The 16,351-nt window shown below is 68.6% G+C and carries 18 protein-coding genes and 1 pseudogene; 12 read left to right on the forward strand and 7 right to left on the reverse strand.

The genetic code is table 11. From position 1 onward, the window contains the following. On the forward strand, positions 1 to 192 hold a 192-nt coding region (locus ACFYW5_RS36895), incomplete at its 5' end, for a Scr1 family TA system antitoxin-like transcriptional regulator (RefSeq protein WP_389421523.1). 77 nt (positions 193 to 269) lie between these two features. Here the strand turns inward: ACFYW5_RS36895 and ACFYW5_RS36900 are convergent. Continuing rightward, positions 270 to 1,121, reverse strand: coding sequence for an ABC transporter permease (locus tag ACFYW5_RS36900; RefSeq protein ID WP_389421538.1), 852 nt, complete (start codon positions 1,119 to 1,121; stop codon positions 270 to 272). Beyond that, on the reverse strand, positions 1,121 to 2,089 hold the full coding sequence (locus ACFYW5_RS36905) for an ABC transporter ATP-binding protein (RefSeq protein ID WP_389421524.1): 969 nt from the start codon (positions 2,087 to 2,089) through the stop codon (positions 1,121 to 1,123). Before ACFYW5_RS36905 ends, ACFYW5_RS36900 begins: the two co-directional genes overlap by 1 nt. A gap of 310 nt (positions 2,090 to 2,399) precedes the next feature. On the opposite strand from ACFYW5_RS36905, the gene ACFYW5_RS36910 reads away from it, so the two are divergent. Together ACFYW5_RS36910 and ACFYW5_RS36915 are read left to right on the forward strand one after the other, a co-directional pair. Next, positions 2,400 to 2,888, forward strand: coding sequence for a GNAT family N-acetyltransferase (locus ACFYW5_RS36910; RefSeq protein WP_389421525.1), 489 nt, complete (start codon positions 2,400 to 2,402; stop codon positions 2,886 to 2,888). 280 nt (positions 2,889 to 3,168) lie between these two features. Further along, positions 3,169 to 3,468: a hypothetical protein gene (locus tag ACFYW5_RS36915; RefSeq protein ID WP_389421526.1), complete on the forward strand. Its 300-nt coding sequence runs from the start codon at positions 3,169 to 3,171 to the stop codon at positions 3,466 to 3,468. Positions 3,469 to 3,755: 287 nt separating this feature from the next. Here the strand turns inward: ACFYW5_RS36915 and ACFYW5_RS36920 are convergent, their stop codons facing one another. After that, a complete protein-coding gene (locus ACFYW5_RS36920) occupies positions 3,756 to 3,920 on the reverse strand; it encodes a hypothetical protein (RefSeq protein WP_389421527.1) in 165 nt (54 codons plus the stop codon). A gap of 671 nt (positions 3,921 to 4,591) precedes the next feature. Next, complete coding sequence (locus ACFYW5_RS36925; protein ID WP_389421528.1) at positions 4,592 to 4,990, reverse strand: hypothetical protein; 399 nt, start codon at positions 4,988 to 4,990, stop codon at positions 4,592 to 4,594. A 15-nt stretch (positions 4,991 to 5,005) separates the two neighbouring features. On the opposite strand from ACFYW5_RS36925, the gene ACFYW5_RS36930 reads away from it, so the two are divergent. The 3 genes and pseudogenes from ACFYW5_RS36930 to ACFYW5_RS36940 all read left to right on the forward strand — a co-directional run. Then, positions 5,006 to 5,497 (forward strand): hypothetical protein, encoded by a 492-nt coding sequence (locus ACFYW5_RS36930; protein ID WP_389421540.1) that lies wholly within the window; start codon positions 5,006 to 5,008, stop codon positions 5,495 to 5,497. Beyond that, positions 5,391 to 6,374, forward strand: coding sequence for a flavin monoamine oxidase family protein (locus ACFYW5_RS36935; protein ID WP_389421539.1), 984 nt, complete (start codon positions 5,391 to 5,393; stop codon positions 6,372 to 6,374). The genes ACFYW5_RS36930 and ACFYW5_RS36935 overlap by 107 nt, the downstream gene beginning before the upstream one ends. A 52-nt stretch (positions 6,375 to 6,426) precedes the next feature. Next, positions 6,427 to 6,547 (forward strand): annotated as a pseudogene (locus tag ACFYW5_RS36940) (IS5/IS1182 family transposase); the annotation flags it as partial. Positions 6,548 to 6,554: 7 nt separating this feature from the next. Here ACFYW5_RS36940 and ACFYW5_RS36945 read toward each other — a convergent pair. Beyond that, positions 6,555 to 7,148: a TetR/AcrR family transcriptional regulator gene (locus tag ACFYW5_RS36945; protein ID WP_389421529.1), complete on the reverse strand. Its 594-nt coding sequence runs from the start codon at positions 7,146 to 7,148 to the stop codon at positions 6,555 to 6,557. 118 nt (positions 7,149 to 7,266) lie between these two features. Between ACFYW5_RS36945 and ACFYW5_RS36950 the strand changes: the two genes are divergently transcribed. Further along, complete coding sequence (locus ACFYW5_RS36950) at positions 7,267 to 7,875, forward strand: flavodoxin family protein (protein ID WP_389421530.1); 609 nt, start codon at positions 7,267 to 7,269, stop codon at positions 7,873 to 7,875. Between the two features lie 59 nt (positions 7,876 to 7,934). Beyond that, positions 7,935 to 9,050 (forward strand): NAD(P)H-dependent flavin oxidoreductase, encoded by a 1,116-nt coding sequence (locus tag ACFYW5_RS36955; protein WP_389421531.1) that lies wholly within the window; start codon positions 7,935 to 7,937, stop codon positions 9,048 to 9,050. A 375-nt stretch (positions 9,051 to 9,425) separates the two neighbouring features. Here the strand turns inward: ACFYW5_RS36955 and ACFYW5_RS36960 are convergent, their stop codons facing one another. Together ACFYW5_RS36960 and ACFYW5_RS36965 are read right to left on the reverse strand one after the other, a co-directional pair. After that, positions 9,426 to 9,761, reverse strand: a complete 336-nt coding sequence (locus ACFYW5_RS36960) for a hypothetical protein (protein WP_389421532.1) — start codon at positions 9,759 to 9,761, stop codon at positions 9,426 to 9,428. Then, positions 9,712 to 9,966, reverse strand: coding sequence for a hypothetical protein (locus ACFYW5_RS36965; RefSeq protein ID WP_389421533.1), 255 nt, complete (start codon positions 9,964 to 9,966; stop codon positions 9,712 to 9,714). The genes ACFYW5_RS36960 and ACFYW5_RS36965 overlap by 50 nt, the downstream gene beginning before the upstream one ends. A 190-nt stretch (positions 9,967 to 10,156) precedes the next feature. On the opposite strand from ACFYW5_RS36965, the gene ACFYW5_RS36970 reads away from it, so the two are divergent. The 4 genes from ACFYW5_RS36970 to ACFYW5_RS36985 form a co-directional block, all read left to right on the forward strand. Continuing rightward, positions 10,157 to 10,519 (forward strand): hypothetical protein, encoded by a 363-nt coding sequence (locus ACFYW5_RS36970; protein ID WP_389421534.1) that lies wholly within the window; start codon positions 10,157 to 10,159, stop codon positions 10,517 to 10,519. Between the two features lie 299 nt (positions 10,520 to 10,818). Next, positions 10,819 to 11,262 carry a helix-turn-helix domain-containing protein gene (locus tag ACFYW5_RS36975; protein WP_389421535.1) on the forward strand — a complete coding sequence of 148 codons (444 nt, stop codon included), beginning with the start codon at positions 10,819 to 10,821 and terminating at the stop codon, positions 11,260 to 11,262. Positions 11,263 to 11,478: 216 nt separating this feature from the next. After that, on the forward strand, positions 11,479 to 12,480 hold the full coding sequence (locus tag ACFYW5_RS36980) for an asparagine synthetase A (protein WP_389421536.1): 1,002 nt from the start codon (positions 11,479 to 11,481) through the stop codon (positions 12,478 to 12,480). A gap of 73 nt (positions 12,481 to 12,553) precedes the next feature. Then, on the forward strand, positions 12,554 to 16,351 hold a 3,798-nt coding region (locus tag ACFYW5_RS36985; protein ID WP_389421537.1), incomplete at its 3' end, for an amino acid adenylation domain-containing protein.

Below are 16,351 nucleotides of genomic sequence, written 5' to 3' on the forward strand. Positions count from 1 at the left end.
GACAGCTCCGCGGGACCGGTGGTGCATCTGGAGCGGTTCACCAGCGACCTCTACCTGGAGAAGCCGTCCGACGTACAGCACTACCGCGTGCTGCATGACCACCTCCAGGCCCAGGCCCTCAGCCCCGACACCAGCCGCGACTTCATCACCGACGCCACCAAGACGCACATCGACGCGGCAAGCCACATGTGAGTACGACGAAGCCCGTTGAGCGTCGGATCCGCTGACAGGCTTCGTCGGCGGTGGGAGAGCGGTGCCCCGGCACATCACTAGCCGACCCGCTGCATCGCCTTCCGGTGCCGTTCCGCCATCGCGGCCCCGGACTCGCGGCGGGCCATCCTGCGCAGGACGGAGGGTGCGAGGAGCAGCCCGGCGACGGCCCAGGCACCGAGCACACCCGCTGTCTCCAGGAGCCGCCAGGATTCGCCGATCTCGGCGCCGACCGCATCGGTCGGCAGCAGCGCCGAGCGCAGACCGAGGCCGAGCCAGTACACGGGGAAGATCTGCCCGACGATCTGCAGCCACTCGGGCAGCTTCGACAGGGGAAAGTAGATGCCCGAGATCACGATGAGTCCCATCACCGGAAGCATCAGCAACCCGATGGTGCGTGGACTGGCGACGAGTGAGCCGATGACAGCGCCCATCGGCAGGGTGGCCAGGAGACCCAGCGGTACCACCCACACCAGCGTCAGCAACGCTCCGCCGCCCTGCCGGGCCACCCCGTCCACCAGGAACACGCCAACGGCGAACGGCAGTGCCATGGAGGCGAGAGCCGTACCCGACACCATGATGATCTTGCCGACGAGGTGGCCGACCATGCCGTGGGGCACGGCCTTGGCCCGCAGCAGGGTGCCGTCCTCGCGCTCGGTCGCCAGCAGTTGCGCCGTGGTCATCATCCCGGTGAACGCGAGCGTCATCCCCAGCATGCTTGGCAGCATGAACGCGCCGGCCGAGATGCCGGCGCCCTTCAGCGGATCGTCCCTGACCAAGTACAGCGGCACGATGAGCAGAACCGTCCAGAGCACGTAACCGAACACGTCCTGGCCGGTGGTGAACGTCTGCCGAAGTTCCGTCCAGCCGCGCCGCACCCCGACTACCGCCGCGTGCCCTACCGGACTCATCACGATCCCTCCTCGAAAGCCTGCACGGCCCGCTCATCGGGAACGCTCCCCGCCTCAAGCTCCCGCACCATCGTCAGGTAGGTGTCCTCCAGGCTCGCCCGGCGCACCTCCAGCCCGCCGATCGCCTCGCCGTGCTCCTCGAACAGCCGACGGACGAACCGGGTGGGCTCGGCCGTCGCCTCCTCACAGGGCCGCCCGTTCAGCGTCCAGCGCACGGTGGCCTCGGCCGATGCCTGCCGTGACAGCTCCTCGGCCGAGCCATCGGCCACGATCCGGCCTCCGGCCAGGATGAGGATCCGGTCGGCGAGCCTCTCCGCCTCGGCAAGGTCGTGCGTGGTCAGCAGAACAGTGGTGCTCTCGTCCGCCAGCCCGCGTACCAGGCCGTGGAACTCGTTCCTCGCCTCCGGGTCCAGACCGGCCGTCGGCTCGTCCAAGAACAGCACCTCGGGTCGGCCGACGATGCCGACGGCCACGTCGAAACGCCTGCGCTGCCCGCCGGACAGAGTTCCGACCCGCTTGTCCGCCTGCTCGGTCAGCCCTACTGCGGCGAGGAGTTCGTCGACATCCCACGGACGCCGTACGAGGTCGGTGGAGTACGGCACGTAGTACGAGCCAAGATGGGCCAGCAGTTCCCGCACCCGCCACTTGCCGTGGTCGCGCCAGGACTGCAACACGATGCCCAGACGCGCACGCCACCGCTCGTCCCCGTCGGCCGGATCGGCCCCGAGGACGGTCACATGACCGGCCGAGCGCATCCGGAAGCCTTCCAGGACCTCGATCGTGGTCGTCTTGCCCGCACCGTTCGGGCCGAGCAGCAAGACGACTTCGCCTCGCCGGGCCGTGAAGCTGACACCCTTCAAAACGTCCTGGCTGCGGTAGCGCATCCGCAGATCCCGTACGTCGATCACCGTGTCGCTCTCCGCCGGTGGGCTGCTCCCAACCCCGGACAGGGCGTGAGCGGTCGTCATCGGCGTTCCCCCGTTCGTCTCGTGGTCCGTTCCCTGGGATCAGAGGCCGGAGGCCGTGCCGACGTCCGTGGTCATGAGACGTCCCGGACGAACACATTACCGAACGGTTCAGTTACCTCATCTGGTTCCACCGGCCCGGGGCAGGTGTGTGCCAGCTGCGTAGGGGTTCGGTGCCCGGGGCCTGTCGATGACTCTCTCGGGTTCACCCCACAAGGCCGTCGGCCACCGGCTGATCATTCGCAACCTGTACAGAAGCCCGGGCACCCGACCCGTCGCGCGAAGCCGCTTCCTGGTGAGAAATACTCTCCCGATGAGTCCACGCACTTCCCTGACCAGCCAGCCGGTCACGATCCGGAGGGCCGTCGCCCGCGATGCCAAGCGGCTCACGCGGCTCGTGCGTGGGTCAGGCGCGTATGCGGACAAGTACGCAGCCGCAGTCGCGGGCTACCGGGTCGGTCCCGATTACATCGAGGCCCACCGCGTCTATGTGGCCGTCGGCGCTGACGAGAATGGAAGCCGGGTCCTGGGGTTCTACTCGCTCGTCCTGGCGCCACCGGAGCTCGACCTGCTGTTCGTTGCCGACGAAGCGCAAGGACGGGGTATTGGACGACTGCTCGTGGCGCACATGCTGACCGAGGCCCGTGCCGCCGGGCTCGACCGTGTCAAGGTCGTGGCACATCTGCCCGCCGAAGGCTTCTACCACCGCGTCGGTGCGGTGCGGACCGGGACCGCGTTCGCGAACCCGCCCGCTGTGCCGTGGGACCGACCCGAATTCGAGTTCCGCATTCCTTCGGAATGACGCGGGGTGCCGGTCGGCGAGGGTGGCTGGCTGCACCCGCAAGGTGGCCGGCATACAGGAGCCACTGGACGCCACACAGTCCGTGCGTACCGTCGCCTCTGGCCTTGCGGGGCGCTTGCCTGCGCCAGCGGCCTGCTTCGGTGCTGTCTGAGCAGGAGTTTTGCAGGTCGACCGCACCTCGGGCGATAGCCAGGTACATGCTGGGGCGGAATGAACCGCCCTGAACGGGACACCCCCATAGCCAAGCGCCCGCCAAGTCTGGGGAAAACCGGGGAGTGTCATGCAGGCCATATCGTCCGGCCAGGTCTGGATCATCACCGCCGCGGCCGCTGGAGCCGCCTGGAGCGTGCGCTGGTGGGTCGGCCGCGGTCACCTGCCGCACATCGAAGCCAACGCGTCTACGCATGACCGGGTCGAAGAATTGCACTGGGCCTTCCGCGACCGCACCATGCCGACTGCCGACGCACAGGCCGACGTACTGCACGTGTACTGGAGCCGACTGCACCCGCTGCATTTCGCACCTCCTTGCGCACCCGCACCCACCGCGCGTCGCTCCGGGCTGTCCCGAAGCGTGGACTAAGTCGCCGTAAAACGTTTGTCGCCCTGCCGGCCCGTACCGGACCAACGCACCGGCGATGGCATCCACATGGAGAAGGTCGTCCATCCGGTCGAGCAGGACTGCCGGGACGAGGTTCGTCCAGGGCATGAGCCAGCCCAGCCACCGGGGTGCATAGCTCACGGGGGTCGGGCGGCGTAGCGTCCGGTCCACCGTTGTGGCCACGGCGGCGGGGGACAGGGGTGTCAGCTCGAAGGGCAGGCGCAGGCCGTGCGACATGTGGGTCGCTGTGAGGCCGGCGAGGATGGCGCTCACGTGGACGCCGCTGCTCCGTAGCTCCCGGCGCAGCGCGTGGCACCGGGCCAGTCCGGCAGGTGGGGTGTCTGATTGCGGCCGGTGGCGAGCACGACCGCTCGGGCGAGCAGGCCATCGTGGCCGGTGTCGACGAGCCACTCGGCTGCCGTGGAGTCGGCCACGGGCCGGCTAGGGTTACCCGTTCGACATGTGTACCCGTGCGCACATCGAGCTGGTGGTGGACGGCGTATGGCTTGAGATAGACGGCCCAGTCGTCACGCGTCACCCAGGTGCCGGCACTTCGAGGGACAGGAAGCCGGGAAGGCTGGACAGCCGGCGAGGGATGTGCGGCCGCAGGTGGTCATGGTGGGCGCGCCACCCGTCGCCGATGCGGTCCGAGCCCTCGAGGACCACGACGGGCACCTGGGCGCGGCAATGGCACTCTCCCTGTCCGAGGGCGTCTGCAGGACGGTGCCGTACGAGCGGGCACGCACGCAGAAGACGGCCAGAGCTAGGGCGACTGTGCCCGCGCACCAGACCAACGTCCGCATCATGTAGCCGCCGGGAGCGGCTCGGTCTCGCGCCGCTCGGGCAGGGCGAAGGTTCTTGTCCGTCCGTTCTTGTACCTGGGATAACGGGAGTTGAAGCCGTCAGTGGTGAAGGTGTGTATCACACGGCGATCTTTGCCACCGGCGCATGCCCTGCGCGGACAGCAGGAACCATCTGGGCCCACCACCAAGTCGCCCCCGACCCGGCGCCCCGGCGGATGACCGTCAGCAGCAGCCGCCGACCCTCATCGTCATCGATTGCTCTGACCCGCACTCGTTCGGCCACCCCGAGAGAATGACAGCCGTCAGGTCGATTCGCTCCGGCCCACCCGGGACCGCGTCATGTGATCCCGTCGGCGAACGATGAGCGGCAGTGCATACCCCACAAGTACCATCGCGAAGGCGGCGATCCAGTGCCGAGCCTGCTGCCCCATGAGCAAGCTTGAGACGGCACCGACACCGGCGCCTGCGGTCGGGATCAGGGCCGCCTTCCAGCTGGCGATGCGATCGGTGAGGCTGGCCACGGAAAAGTACGCGACGATGAATCCGGCGAAGACAGCGACGTTGTACCATTCGCCGCCGTCAGGGAGGGCGTAGCCGTTGCGGGTTCGCTCGAGCCCCAGGTCGACAGCCCCGGCGACTCCCCAGAAGAACGCGCTGGACGCTGCTACGCCGAGAGCGACGCGCCACCCCGTGTTTGTCATGCCGGGATCCTATGAGTGGCCGCAGAGTTCGTGAACGTCACCTTCACCGCAGGCGCCTCGCGCACGGTCCTCGATCTCGGTGGGCACCAGTACCAGGCCAGTACCCAGGCGGAGTTGTTCGAGCGGATGCCGGAATTCGAGGACGTGCACCAGGCGTGGGAGAAGCTGCTGCGTAACGTCGGGGTGTACGCCATCCGCCAGCAGCTGGCCGATGGCGATCTCGCCAGTGCCAAGGAGCATTGGAACCGCCTGCTGGAAATGTGCGAGGACTGGAGTTTTCGCCGCCTGCTCACTGATCCGCAGACCTGCACGATGACACCACAACAGGTAGAAACTCTTCGGCGTCATGGGCTTTGGCACCGGTGGCTGGGACGCGTTCTACGCCATGGCTCCCCCCGAGATCCTCCGGATCATGATCAGCGGCATGGAACACGACCAACAGCTGATCCTCGAAGGCGCGAGCGAGCTCGCACGGCGGTTTTGGACCACTCCGGTGCGACGGCCTGACGGTGCCGAGGTCAGCCTGGCCTCACTGAACGATCAGCGGCTGCGCGGTCCGGTCACCCGGCTGGCGGCGCATGCCTCGACCCGATCGGTGACCGTCGAGGACGCGCAGGAAGCCGTGACCTATCCGGCGGTGATCCTGACTCCGCAACCGCACGCCATGGAAGCGGGCATCGAACTGGCCGGGGACGCCCCGCTGTTCGGCCGTCGGCTGCGCCGCGCCATCCGCCAGACGACCTCCTGGACCTGCGCCAAGACGGTCAGCCTGGTCGACGAGCCGTTCTGGCGCGGCACCAGCCTGGACGGCGTGACCCTCAGCGACTCCCTCATCCGTGACGCCTACGCGCTGGACTACGACCGGTACCACCGGGGCAGCGAAGCGGCCGGACACCTCGCGGCCCTGGTACTCAGCTACACCTGGGGCGAGCACGCCCTGAACCTGAGCAGCTCATCGCTTGCAGAACGGGTCGAACTCGGCGTCAGCGAACTCGGCCGCATCCACCCTGAGGTCGCTGACGAACTGCGCCGGCACGTCCGCGTCGACAACACCGTCACCGCATCCTGGGAACTCGAACCCAACTTCCGTGGAGTGTGCAACTTCAACGTGCCAGGCGAGTACGGTCCCCAGCGCGACCGGTTCGCCCATTTCATGAAGGACTACCAGGGCAAGCCGGCTGTGCCGGGCGAACCCATGAACAACCTGTTCCTGGCAGGCGACGCCATCTGCTGGTCGGGCGGCTGGGTCGAACACTCTCTTGGGTCCGGGCTCAATGCGGCCTGGGGCGTCCTGCGGGCCCTCGGTGGCGTCACCGCTCCGGACAACCCTGGCCCCGGCGACGTCTGGACTGATCCCCGGTACACCCCCCACACCCTCAACTAGACGCGTCGGGCGGACGGTTGGCTTGGTGCCAACTACACCCTGGACCGGCTGAAACCATCGCCGCCCGTCCCGCGACTACGAAGGCCCACCCCCACCGCTCCGAAGCCATGATCCACCTCGCAAAGTTCAACCGCATGACACGCCGCCTGACCACGGAATCCACCCCCGAGTAAACGCCCTTTAGTCGAGCAAGAGTCGCGAGGTCTGCTTCCACAGTCCGTTGAGGACGGACGGGTCGTTTGCGAGCTTCGCGAACATGACCATGCCTTCCAGTTGGGCGAGCAGGGCGCGGGCGGTGTCGCGGGTCGCGGCCGTTGCGGGGATCGCACCTTGCTGTGCCGCGTCCGTCAGCGTTGCGTGGACCAGGTCGATCTGCTCCTCGAAGATCTCCGACACCCGGGCCTGGACGACTTCGTCCTGAGTGCTCAGTCCCAGTGCCAGGTTGCCGAACAAGCAGCCGTTGACCGCTCCGTCCTCTGTCTTCGCCGTGTGCTGGGCGGCGGCTTGGTCGAGGAAGAACCGTTCCAGTCGCTCCATTGCCGGACTGTCGTCGCGGAGGACGGACACCCAGCCTGGCCGTTGGGACGCCCAGTGAGTGTTGATCGTTTCGATCGTGAGGGCCTGCTTCGACTCGAAGAAGTGGTAGAAACTGCCCTTCTTGACGTCCGCGCGGGCACAGATCTCGGCCACACCGATCGTGCCGTAACCACGGCTCAGCATGAGGCCGCGGGTCGCGTCCAGCAGTCGTTCTCTTGCCGTGCTCGTCCGTCCCATACCGATGAGTATACGGGTGGTCAACTATCCGGCTGGCTTTTAGTTGACCGGTCGTCTACTGTTTTTGGCAGGGGCCGGAAGTCCCGTCGGTCCCCTCCTGACCAGTAAGGACTCCAACATGCCGGAAAACGTCAAGATCGCGGTCGCGTTTCACAGCGGCTACGGCCACACCGCCCGCCAGGCTCGTGCGGTCGCTGCCGGTGCCGGGTCCGTGCCCGGAGCACGAGCCGAACTGTGCGACGTGGCCGCCGCTGACGATCAGCTCTGGGACACCCTCGCCAGCGCCGATGCGATCATCTTCGGCACCCCCACTTACATGGGCAGCCAGTCTGCCGTCTTCCAGGCATTCGCCGAGGCCAGCGCCCCGGTCTGGATGGAGCAGCGCTGGTCGGGAAAGCTTGCCGCGGGCTTCACCAACTCCGCCGGGGTCAACGGCGACAAACTGAACGTCCTGGTCTCCCTGGCGCTTTTCGCCGCCCAGCACGGCATGAACTGGATCTCGCTGGGCCTGCCGCCCGGCGGTGAGTACTCCACCAGCGGAACACCCGAGGACTTGAACCGTCTCGGCGGCTTCCTCGGCGCGATGGCCCAGTCGCCCTCGGACCTCGGTCCGAACGACGCACCGTCCGGGGCGGATCTGAGAACCGCAGAACACCTCGGGCGCCGGGTGGCCACCACCGCACTCGAGCAGGTGTCGGGTCGTACGGCGCTCACCCACGCGCTGTGAGTTCCCTCAACTCCCATGAACGCTCCCAGAGCCCTGTACGTCCTGGAAGGAATCCCGACATGATCAACGGAGAACGAGCCTGGGCCCGAGGCCGGCTCACCGAGCTACTGGGCCTCGACGTCCCCATCGTGCAGGGTCCGTTCGGCGGAGGCCTGTCCTCCATAGCCCTTGCCTCCGCCGTCTCGGACGGCGGCGGGCTCGGATCTTACGGAGGCCACATCCTCACCCCGGACGGGATCGGGGAACTCGTCGGCCAGTTGCGGAAGGCCACCGCCCGGCCCTTCGCGGTCAATCTCTGGGTGCCGCACCCCGAGGAAGGCGCGGCACCGCCCGATCGGGATGAGATGGCCCGGTACACGCGGCTGCTGCGTCCCTGGTTCGAGGAACTCGGACTGCCGACAGCCCAGTTGGAGGACCCGCCGCAGGCACCGGACTTCACGGAGCAGATCGACGCACTGCTCGCGGCGGAACCGCCGGTGATCAGCTTCGTGATGGGCGTTCCCGAGGCGCGGGTGGTCGCCGAAGCCCGACGCAGGGGCATTCGGACGATCGGTACGGCGACCACCGTCGAGGAAGCCCTCGCGATCGAGGCGGCGGGCATGGACGCCGTCGTTGCCTCGGGCAGTGACGCCGGCGGTCACCGCGGCTCCTTCCTCCGCCCCGTCAACGAATCCCTCGTCGGGACCTTCTCCCTTGTTCCCCAGATCGCACAAGCAGTCTCTGTCCCCGTCGTGGCAGCCGGCGGCATCGCCGACGGCCGGGGCATCGCTGCCGCGCTGATGCTCGGAGCGGACGGAGTACAGGTCGGCACCGGTTTCCTGGCAACCGAGGAGTCCGGCGCGAGCACCGTCCATCGAACCGCGCTGCACGGCCCTGATGCGCGTACGACCGTGTTGACCAGGGCCTTCTCGGGACGGCTCGCCAGGGCCATCCCCAACCGATTCACGCGCGAGGCCCTGGCCCACGAGAGCGAACTCGCCCCCTACCCGCTCCAATACACTCTCACCCGCCCTCTGCGCACAGCGGCCGCGGAACGAGGGCTGACCGACTACGTCAACCTGTGGTCGGGACAAGCAGCAGCGCTCACCCGGCCGCGCCCCGCACGCGACTACCTTGACGCACTCATCACCGAAACGGACGCGGCCTGGGGCCGCCGGGCGCCCTTCGGGTCGTAGAAGCGAGGCGAGCTGACGATCAGGATGTGCGGTTCCCTCGGTCTGCGAGTTCGTCATGAGGGCTCCCTCTGCTGGGGACACATGGCCCGTGGTCGGAGCTCGGATTCGCAGACGCTTACGAATGCAGCAGGCCATGTTCCGGCCCTGCGGCGGGCTGCAGTGGGGGCGGCGGTTGACCGGCAGTCGACCGGATCCACGCTGCGGTGGAAGTCCCCGCGGGTGCTGGAATGGCTGAATTCTTCCCTGTCCTGCTGGAATTCCCGGCAGGATGAAAAACCGCTCGGTATTACGGTCCTGGAAGTTCCCCGTCCGGCAGTTCCGGCGCACCGGGCGGACCGAGCCTATTGGTGCCCACTTGGTCGGTGAGCCCATGGCTCAACAGCCGTAGCGTCTCCGCTCCTGGGGCGTCAGACCACGCTCGTTGCTGCTCCTCAGAACGGTGAGGGCGCCGCGCGCGGTCAACACCAGCGCCCAAGTCTCGCTGTCCTCTTGGCCCGTCGGCACGATGGCCGTGCGGTGGTCGAGGATCATCAGGAGGTCCGCATCCCCAGGGCCCCGCGTTCCAGCAGTTCGAGGTCCTGCGGATGTGCCGCGGCCGGCCGGCGAGAACTCCGCCGTCACATACGTGGCGGCGACGCGGCGTTGCGCGATGCGCTGCTGCTCACAGGCCAAACGTTCCTGCTGACGGGCGATGAGCGCCTGGATGCCCATCTCCGGATCGACGGTCCTGAACGAGTGAGGAGGCGTCGAACGACGTCCGGACCAGCGCCAGTTCGCTGAGCTTGTCCAGTGCCCTGCGCAGATCGGCGTCCGAAAGGCCGAGGTCTTCCCGCAGTTCATCCAGGCCCAGCTGCGGGCGGGCCAGCAGTGCGCGATAGACCGATTCACAGGTGTGATCAAAACCGAGCTCAGCCAAAACCATACTCTCCCCGGGCCGGTGGCTGTCCGAAGACGGGGGCCATCCAAGCACGCATTCCCGGGCGTCACCAGTTCCCGGGAAAATCGTGACGGCTTCAATGCCCCGGCGAGTGGCCCTTTCAGGCCCTGGCAGAAAGCGTTCAACTTTCCTGCTTGCTGGTCCTCGATGGCTTCCCGAGGATCGAGGCATGCATCTCATCCATGTGCGCCTGCACACGCCTTGTGACTTCCGGGTGCCGGAAGACCTGGCCGCACAGTTCATCGCGCAGGCGACCTCCGTGGAGGGCGTCGAGCATGTGAGCGTCCACCCGGGCGCCGGACAGGCGCTGACCGTGGGGCTCTACGTCGTGGCCGAGTCGCTCGTGATGGCGGAGCAGGCCGCGCTCGCGGTCTCGCGGCGCGCCGTCGCGCGGGTGCCCGCCCTGCGTCGGAGCAGGATCACCGGTTGCTCGGTGGCGATCGTCGGGGCGTACTTCGACGGCCTCCTGGAACGGTCGAGTGGGGATGGACGGACTATGCGGCTGCCGGATGAGGACACGGCCGAGAGCTGACATTCGCGCGGCGCCTGGCCGAGAGTGGTTGCACCGGCAGGCGCTGGACCCCGACCGGGGGGCACGCCACCGGACGCCGGGGGAGCGCACCCGCGGCTCCCGGCTCGAACCCACCGAAACAGCACCCGCACCTTCAGTCAGGAGACCGTTTGATGTCCGCTGTGCCCGACAGTGCTGCCGATTTCGCTGCCCGCCTCGTGCTCGTCACCGTCCCCACCGCCGACCCGACGGTCGGCAGGGACACCACCGGTCGGCAGTGACCGTTCGCACCCATCACACCGAGACGGGGGACAGGAACCGTGACCACGCTGACCCAGAACAGCCCCTTCGGATCCCTGCTTCAGTTCCACCGGATCCGGGAGGGCTACACCCAGCAGCAGCTGGCCGACTTCTCGGCACTGAGCGTCCGCGCCATCCGCGACCTCGAACACGGGCGTGTGGACCGGCCGAGGCAGGACACCGTACGCCTCCTGGCGGACGCCTTGCGGCTGGATGAGGAGAGCCGCGACGCCTTCGCCCAAGCCGCCCGCGGCGTCCCTCCGGACCGCGTCGGCGCCCCCGAGTGGGCCGCCGTTTCCTCGCGCACCGGATACGAGTACGCGACCATCCTTCTCGCCTCCCTGGCTCCCGACGCCGGTGACGGCACCTGGGAGAGCGCCCTCAACGACATGGCCAAGCAGGCCTGGCGGCTCCTGGCCGTCGATCAGGGCGTGGCGTTCCTGGAACGTCGGCTCGTCGGTTAGGGACCGGCCGCCCCTTCGCCGTGCTTCGTCGCCGCGCCCTTTGCCGCACGCACCCGTTCAGGGGCCGCCGCACGAAGTTCCGCGAATCTGCCGTACTCAACTGCCGATTGACCGAAAGACCGCCTACTAATCTCCTGCTGAAATCAGCCGGAGCCGCTGTCGGCCGGACCCGATCGGCCCGGTTGGCACGCCCTCTTCAGAGAATCGAGACCTCACATGTCAGTGGTCCTGAAGGAAACGCCGTCACTTCATCGGAAACGCCCGCCGCAATCCCCGCAGGAACATCTCTCCGACCCGGTCACCCGTGATGTCCTGCGTATTCAGCACCGCATTCTGATGGCGATACGCAGACACCTCGACGAGGCCGGTTTCGTGGAACTGCGCGCGCCGATCATCGGTCCCGTCACCGACCCCGGAGTGCGCGGCGCCAAGCAGGTCGACATCGACTACTACGGCCGCCGCTACAAGCTGATGACGAGCGCGATCCTCTACAAGCAGGCCTCGCTGCACGCCTTCGACAAGATCTTCTGCATCGCGCCCAACGTCCGTCTGGAGCCCCCGGAGACCGCCGACACCGGCCGCCATCTGGCCGAGTTCCACCAGATCGACGTCGAGGCCGCCGGCCACTCCCGCGAGGAGATCATGCGGGTCGCCCAGGGCATCGTGGTCACCGCGGTCCGCGAGGCCGCCGCCACCATGGGGGAGGAGCTGACGCGGCTCGGCCGGGACACCAGCCGGTTCCAGGACGTGCTGGCCGGCCCCTTCGACGTGATGTCGCACGCCGACGCCGTCGCCCGGGTGGGCGGCGACCCGCATGCCGAGATCGCCTGGGCCGACGAGGCGCGGATCTCGCGAGAGACCGCCCGCCCCTTCTTCGTCACCGACTACCCGAAGGGCTCGCGCGGTTTCTACGACCGTGAGAGCCGCGAAAACCCGGGTGTGCTGCGCAACTTCGATCTGCTGCTACCCGAGGGATACGGCGAGATAGCCAGCGGCAGCGAACGCGAACACGAATACCAGCGGATCGTGACCCGTATGCGGGAGACCGGGGAGAACCCCGCCAAGTACGGCTGGTATCTGGACATGGCCCGCGCCGGAATCCCCGCCAGCTCCGGATTCGGTATCGGCCTGGAACGGCTCACCCGCTATATCGCGGGGGTCGACTCCGTGTGGCAGGCCAGCGCCTACCCGAAACTCCCCGGCGTCTACTCGGCCTGAGCCCCGGCCCGCCGGCCCCCGCATTTCCCGTTCGTGAGATCCATCAACCCCAGACAAGGTGGAGTGGAAAGCCATGCCGACCCATCGTGACGCGGACATGCCCTACGACGGTATCCCGTCGACCGGAGCCGAGGCCCGGCAGGGCAGCGGAGCGGTGGGCGACGACAACGGCCGTACCGGCCCGGACCGCTTCGGCCATGTCGTGGCCGCGTTCACCGCACAGGTCCGGCGGGCCCCCGACGCCGTGGCCCTGCGCGGTGACGGCACGCTCCTCACCTACGGCGAACTCGACCGCGCGGCCAACCGGTTGGCGCACCGGCTGGCCGGGCTCGGGGTGGGCGACCGCCCCGAGAGCGCCGTGGCCGTACTGATGGAACGTTCCGCCGACCTGGTGGTGGCCCTGCTCGCGGTTCTCAAAGCGGGTGCCGCCTATGTGCCGCTGCACCCCTCCTACCCCGCCGCCCGCATGCGCGCGGTCATCGAGCAGACCGGCGCCGCCGTGCTGCTCAGCGACCGCGCCACCCACCCGGGCGACCTCTTCGACGACCTGGTGACCACGCTCGCCGTGGACGACGACACCGCCCTCGCCGGCTGCCCCGACACCGACCCCGGCACGGTCATCGACCCGCTCGGGCTGGCCTACGTCATGTTCACCTCCGGCTCCACGGGCGCGCCCAAGGGCGTCGCCGTGACCCACCGGGACATCCTCGCCCTCGCCGCCGATCACTGCTGGGACGGCGAGGCACAGCGCCGTGTCCTCGTCCACTCCTCGCACGCCTTCGACGCGGCCACCTACGAACTTTGGGTGCCGCTCCTCGCCGGCCACCAGGCCGTGCTCGCCCCGCCCGGCCAGCTCGACCCGCGCACCCTGCGCCGCGTCACCGAACAGCCCGGCGTCACCAGCCTGTTCCTGACCACCGCCCTGTTCAACCTCGTCGCCGAGGAGGACCCCGAGGTCTTCGACCTGGTGCGGCAGGTATGGAGCGGCGGCGAGGCATGCTCGCCCGAGGCGATCCAGCGCGTCCTCGACCGCTGCCCGCACACCGAGTTCGTCCATGTCTACGGCCCCACCGAGACCACCACGTTCGCCACCTTCCTCGCGCTGCGCCCGCCCCACCGCGTGGGAGCGACCGTCCCCATCGGACGCGTCATGGACGGCATGGCCGCCCACGTCCTGGACGACTCCCTGCGCCAGGTGCCCGAAGGGGCGACGGGTGAGCTGTACCTCGCGGGCGCCGGCGTGGCCCGCGGCTACATAGCCCGGCCCGGACTGACGGCGGAACGGTTCGTCGCCTGCCCGGACCGCCCCGGCGAGCGCATGTACCGCACGGGCGACCTGGTACGCCTGCTCCCCGACGGCGTGATCGAGTTCGTGAACCGGGCCGACGCCCAGGTGAAGATCCGCGGCTTCCGTATCGAACTCGGTGAGATAGAGGCCGTACTGGGCCGCCTCCCGGGCGTCGGCCGGCGCATCGTCGTCGTCCGCGAGGACCGGCCGGGCGACAAGCGCCTGGTCGCCTACGTCGTCCCGGGCGAGTCCGGCACCCCCGACCCCGACGACCTCGCCGAGCGGGCCGCCGAGGAGCTGCCCCCGTACATGGTGCCCACCGCGTTCGTGGTGCTGGACTCGCTCCCGCTCAACTCCAACGGCAAGGTCGACCGCAAGGCCCTGCCCGCCCCCGCCGCCCGAACGGATGGCATACGGCCGCCCCGCACACCCGACGAGGAAGTCCTCTGCCAGCTCTTCGCCCAGATCCTGGGCCTCGAACGAGTCGGCGTCGACCAGAGCTTCTTCCGCCTCGGCGGCCACTCACTGCTCGGCTCCCGGCTGATCAGCCGCATCCGCAGCGCCCTCGGCGCCGAGATCACCTTCCCCACGCTGTTCGCCGCGCCCACCGTCGCCGAACTCGCCGCCGTCCTGCGCGACAGCGGCGAGCGCCGGCCCCAGCTCACGGTCGCCGAACAGCGCCCCGACCCGGTCCCGCTGTCCTTCGCCCAGCTGCGCCTGTGGTTCCTGCGGGAGTGGGAGGACGGCGGTTCGACGTACAACATCCCGCTCGCCGTCCGACTGCGCGGCCCCCTCGACCTCACCGCCCTCGAAGCCGCCCTCAACGACGTGGCTCTGCGCCACGAAGCCCTGCGCACCCTGTTCCCGGCTGTCGACGGCGAACCGCGCCAGCACATCCTCACCACGCCCGGTCTCACCCTGCGCGCCACCCCCGCGACCCAGGACCGGCTGCCCGCCCTGCTCACCGACGCCGCCGGTCACGTCTTCGACCTCGCGACCGAACTTCCGCTGCGCGCGGACCTGTTCGCGCTCGGTGAGCAGGAGCACGTGCTGGTGCTGGTACTGCATCACATCGCCGGTGACGGCTGGTCCATGGCGCCCCTGGCCCGTGACCTGAGCACCGCCTACTCGGCACGCGTGACCGGCGGAGCCCCGGACTGGAGCCCGCTGCCGATCCAGTACGCCGACTACACGCTGTGGCAGCGGGACCTGCTCGGCGACGAGCGCGACGGGGACAGTCTCGCCGCCCGCCAACTCGCCTACTGGCAAGCGGCGTTGGCCGACCTCCCGGAGGAGCTGGAGTTGCCGGTGGACCGGGCGCGTCCGCCGGTGGCGTCGCATCGGGGTGCGATGGTGCGGGTGCGTTCGGGTGCGGAGCTGCATGCGGGTCTGGTGGGATTGGCGCGGGAGAGCGGGACGACGCTGTTCATGGTGTTGCAGGCGGCGGTGGCTGCGCTGCTGAGCAGGCTGGGTGCGGGGACGGACATCCCGCTGGGGACGGCGGTCGCCGGGCGCACGGATGACAGTCTGGATGACCTGGTCGGCTTCTTCGTCAATACGCTGGTGCTGCGGACGGATGTGTCGGGTGATCCGACGTTCCGTGAGCTGCTGGGTCGGGTGCGGGCCGCTGTTCTGGAGGCGTATGCGCATCAGGATCTGCCGTTCGAGCGGGTCGTCGAGGCGGTCAACCCGGCCCGCTCCACCGCCCGTCACCCCCTCTTCCAGACCATGCTCGTCCTCCAGAACAACATCGACGGGGTCTACCGGTTCGCCGGCGCCCAGGCTGCCACGCAACCCCTGGAGCACCCGGCGGCGAAGTTCGACCTGACCTTCTTCGTGGAGGAGATCGCCGGGGACGACGGTCGCCCGGCCGGGCTGAGCTGGGACGTGGAGTACGCGACCGACCTCTACGACGAGAGCACGGTCGCGGCCATGGTCGACCGACTCGCCCGGCTCATGGAGGCCGTCGTCGCTGACGCCGACATGCCCCTCACTTCAGTACCGCTGCTCGGCGTGGAGGAGGAGCGTGCTCTGGAGCAGTGGAGTGGTAGTGCCGGGTCAGGTGCGGTGGATGACTGGTCGGTGCCTGGGGTGTTTGAGGCGCGGGTGCGGGATGTGCCGGATGTGGTGGCGTTGGTTCAGGGTGGGGTGGAGCTGACGTATGGGGAGGTGAATGCTCGGGCGAATCGGCTGGCTCGTCATCTCGTCGATGTGGGTGTGGTTACGGGTGATGTGGTCGGGGTTCATCTTGAGCGTGGGCCTGAGTTGATTGTGTCGTTGCTGGGTGTGCTGAAGGCGGGGGCGGCTTACACGCTGCTGGATCCGGCCTTCCCGGCGGAGCGTTTGGCCACTGTCGTCACCGACGCCGGCGTTCACGTTCTCGTGACCCGCGATGATCTCGCTCGCCCGCTGCCCGAGTCCGGGCTGAGCCGTGTCCTGCTCGACCGGGACGCCGCACTGATAGCGGCACGGGACGACTCCGATCCGGCTGTGGTGTGTGGTGGGTGGGATGCGGCGTGTGTGATGTTCACGTCGGGTTCGACGGGGCGGCCGAAGGGTGTGGTGGCTCCGCATCGGGCGTTG

The organism is Streptomyces sp. NPDC002779, assembly GCF_042888685.1.
Taxonomy (GTDB): Bacteria; Actinomycetota; Actinomycetes; order Streptomycetales; family Streptomycetaceae; genus Streptomyces.